Source organism: Actinosynnema sp. NPDC059797 (genome assembly GCF_042732085.1).
Classification (GTDB): Bacteria; Actinomycetota; Actinomycetes; order Mycobacteriales; family Pseudonocardiaceae; genus Actinosynnema.
In genome coordinates, this window is sequence record NZ_JBHWIE010000500.1 from 1 (window position 1) to 4,193 (window position 4,193).

At 76.9% G+C, this 4,193-nt stretch carries 2 protein-coding genes; both read left to right on the forward strand.

All coding sequences use genetic code 11. The features are described from left to right. A partial coding sequence (locus ACFV4N_RS40510) for a lantibiotic dehydratase (RefSeq protein ID WP_499677997.1) occupies positions 1-3,004 on the forward strand: 3,004 nt, incomplete at its 5' end. Next, positions 3,001-4,193, forward strand: a 1,193-nt coding sequence (locus ACFV4N_RS40515) for a condensation domain-containing protein (protein ID WP_499677998.1), incomplete at its 3' end; no start/stop codon positions are given. The genes ACFV4N_RS40510 and ACFV4N_RS40515, both read left to right, overlap by 4 nt.

Genomic DNA, 4,193 nt, shown 5'->3' on the forward strand with positions numbered 1-4,193 from the left:
GCTGCTGGACGTGCCGCAGGTGAGGGCCGAGGACGACTTCTTCGCGGTGGGCGGCAACTCGCTGCTGGCCGTGCGGCTGGCGTTCCGGGTGCGCGAGGAGTTCGGCGTGGAGGTGCCGGTCGCGCGGCTGCACCGGGCGCGGACGCTGGCCGCATGCGCGGCGGTCCTCGACGCGGCCGCGCGCGACGGGTCGGGGTTGTCGGCCGGCATCACGCGCCGCGACCGCTCGGCCTACCGGGCGCCCACCCCCGGGGTGCACGCGCCCCGACCCCCGACGCCCCGACCTCCGGCGGCGCGGACGGCCGCGGCCGATCACCTGGTGGTGCCCGCCGGCGGCGGCGACTGGGCCGCGTGGCGGTGGGTCGAGCTGCGCGGCACGGGTTTCGGCATCGAACCGCTGCTGGCGGTGGCCAGTCCCGAGGCGGCGCGGGCGGCGGAGGAGGCGTTGGCGGCCGAGGACGCCCTGGGCGAGGCCCGGTGGTCGGCGTTCCGGCTGCTGCGCGAGGTCGAGGACCGGGCGCGGGGCGAGCAGCGGTCCGCGCTGCGGCGCATCGGGCGGCTGGTGCGCAAGGGCCGGTTCGCGGAGGCGCGGGCGGCGCTGGCCGCGGTGCCCGAGCTGGTCGACCTGGGCGCGGTGGCGGAGACGCCGCCCGCGGTCGCCGCCGCACCCGCCGTCCCCACCGTCACCGGCACCGCCGAGGTGCAGCTCGTGCTGGCGCGGACCGGGGTGGACGAGGCGCTGGCGGCCGCCGCCGAGACCGCCGCCCGGCACGAGGCGCTGCTGGCCGCCTACGCCGACCGGTTCGAGGAGGGCCGCCGGGCCGCCGCCGAGGTGCTGCGCGAGGTCAGCGGCGACCCGAGGTTCCGCGAGGCGGTCGCCTGGCAGAACCCCAGGGCGCTGCAGACCGCCGTCGACGCGCTGCACCGGGCCCTGTCCGGGGAGCGGTCCGCCACGCGCAACGTCGACTACCGCCGCTGGGAGCACACCGTCGTCAGCTACCTCCAGCGGTACTGCGCGAAGAACGACACCATCGGGTTCTTCGGCCCCGTGGGGTGGGCGCGCGTCGAGGACGACGCGCCCGCCGCGATCACCGCGGCGCCCGGCCCGGACCTGATCGCCTCGCGCACGGTCTACCTGGAGAACTGGGCCGTGCAGCAGGTGGCCGAGGCGCTGACCACCGACGCGGTGCGGCCGTGGGCGGTGCCGAGGCGGATGCCGTTCGTGCACGTGGAGGGCGACGTCCTGCGCGTGCCGATGACCGGGCCGGTGCGGCTGCCCGCGCCGGACGCCGCCGTGCTCGCCGCGTGCGACGGGCTGACCCGCCCCGACGCCATCGCCGAACGCCTCGGGCTGCCGGCGGGCGACGTGCTGGCCGCCCTGGAGCGGTTACGCCTGGCCAAGCGCATCGCCTGGACGCTGGAGGTGCCGCCGGAGGCGCTGGTGCCCGAGGAGTCGCTGCGGGAGCAGGTCGCGGCCATCGGCGACGACGACGTGCGGGCCGGGGTCGAACAGCGGCTCGCCGGGATCGAGGCCGGTCGCGACGCCGTGCGCGACGCGGTGGGCGACCCGGACCGGCTGGTGCGGTCGATCGAGGACCTGCACGAGCGGTTCACCGCCGTCACCGGCGCCGCCGCGGTGCGCAGACCCGGGCTGTTCTACGCCGGGCGCACGGTGGTGCACGAGGAGTGCCGCCGCGACCTCGACGTCACCCTCTCCCCCGCGCTGCTGGACACGCTGTGGTCGCCGCTGTCGCTGGTCCTGGAGGCGGCGCGCTGGTACACCTCGGCCGGGGCCGCGCTGTACGGGCGGGCGCTGCGCGAGGTCTACCGGCAGCGCGTCGCCGCCACCGGCGACGGCCACGTGAACCTCGCGGACTTCTGGCTGTGGGCCAACGACACCATCTTCCGGCTCGACGAACGGCTGATCGGCCGCCTGGTCCGGGCGTTGCAGCACCGCTGGGCCACCGCGCTGGGCGGCGGTGGCGAACCCGACGCCCGCGAGGTCCACCACCGGGTGACCGACGTGCGGGACGCGGTGCTCAAGGCGTTCGCCGCGCCGCGCCCCGGCTGGCGCGGCGCCGTGCAGCACAGCCCCGACGTGCTCATCGCCGCCCGCGACGAGCAGGCGATCCGGGACGGCGACTACCGGTGGGTGCTCGGCGAGGTGCACCCGGGCGTGAACACCATGCGCTCGGCCCTGTTCGTCTCCCAGCACCCCGACCCGGAGCAGCTGCGCGAGGCGATGCGGCGGGACCTGAACGGGCCTCGGGTCGTGCTGGCCACCACCCGCGAGGAGGGCGGCACGCCGCAGCGCCTGGCCGACGCCCTGGTGCTGCCCGAGGACCTGAAGATCGTGTTCGGGCACGACGCCTGCGGTCCCGGCCTGCGCGGCTCGGTGCCGGTCGGCTCGTGCGACGTGGTCGAGGTCGGCGGCCGGCTGCTGGCGCGCAGCCGGGACGGCCGGGTCGACCTGGACCTCGTCGAGCTGCTCAACGAGCAGGTGATGGCCCAGCTCGTGCAGCACTTCCGGCTGCTGCCCGCCGGGGAGCACACCCCGCGGGTGAGCCTGGACCGGCTCGTGGTGGCGCGCGAGGGCTGGCGGCTGCCGAGCGCGAAGTGCGGTTTCGCGTTCGCCGCCGACGAGCCGACGCGGTACCTGCGGGCCCAGGCGTGGCGGCGCGAGCACGGCCTGCCGAGGTTCGCGTTCGTCAAGAGCCCGGTGGAGCACAAGCCGTTCTACGTGGACCTGGAGAGCCAACCGTCGGTCGAGCTGTTCGCGCACGCGGTGCGGGCGCTCGACCGCGAGAAGCCGGAGGCCCCGATGGGGATCGGCGAGATGCTGCCCGGCCCGGACCAGCTGTGGCTGACCGACGCGCGCGGCGCGCGGCACACCGCGGAGCTGCGGGTCGTGGCGGTGGACCGGCGCGGCAGGCCGGAGAAGGCGGAAGGCACGGCGGTGGACGTGGCAGCGGTGAACGTGGGAGCAGAGGGAGGGCCGCGGTGAGCGCGGTGATACCGGAGGGTCGGGCGGACGAGGTGTTCCTGTTCCCGGCGTCGTCGGGCCAGCGCAGGCTGTGGCTGGTGGACCAGCTGCTGCCGGCGAGCCCGGTCTACAACATCGGCTGGCGGGTCGGGGTCGACGGACCGCTGGACCGGGGCGCGCTGGAGCGGGCGCTGAACCACCTGGTGGCCCGGCACGAGGCGTTGCGCACCAGGTTCGCCGCCGAGGACGGCGTGCCGGTGCAGGTCGTGCCGTCCGCGCTGACCGTGCCGCTGCGGCACGCGCCGGCCGCCGGTCCCGACGCCGTCGAGGCGGCGGTGCGGGAGGAGGTGCGGCGGCCGTTCGCGCTGCACGAGGGGCCGCTGCTGCGCGCCACGCTGGTCGGGGACGACGTGCTGGTGCTCGTGCTGCACCACGCGATCGCCGACGGCTGGTCGTGCGCGGTGCTGTTCGACGAGCTGGCGGCGCTCTACGCGGCCGAGGCCGGCGGCGCGCCCGCCGAGCTGCCCGAGCTGCCCGTGCAGTACCCGGACTACGCGGTGTGGCAGCGGGAGCAGGCCGACGGCGGCGCGTTCGCCGCCGACGCCGAGCACTGGCGGCGGGCGCTGGAGGGCGTGCCGACCGTGTTGACGCTGCCCACCGACCGCGCGCGGCCCGCCGTGCCGACCGGGCGCGGCGCGGAGCTGCGGGTGGGGCTGGAGGTCGAGGACGGGTCGTTCGCCCGGCTGCTGGCGGTGTTCCAGTGCGTGCTGCACCGGGTCACCGGGCAGGCGGACTTCCTGGTCGCCACACCGGTCGCGGCCCGCACCCGGCCGGAGACCGAGGGCCTGGTCGGGTTCGTGGCCAACACCCTGCCGCTGCGCGCGACGTTCACGCCGGGCACCACGTTCGGCGAGGTCGTCGCGGCGGCCGAGGCGGCGACCGTGGCCGCGCTGGCGCACCAGGACCTGCCGTTCGAGCAGCTGGTCGACCTGGTCGCGCCGCAGCGGACGCTGGCGCACGCGCCGCTGGTGCAGGTGCTGTTCGCGGTCGAGCCCGCGCCGCCCGCGCGGCGGGCCGGGCCGGTCACCTTCCGGCCCGAGGCGGTGCACAACGGCGGCGCGAAGTTCGACCTGTCGCTGACCGTCGAGCAGGACGGCGAGCGGTGGTTCGCGCGCTGGCAGTACGACGCCGAGCTGTTCGAGGAGGCGTC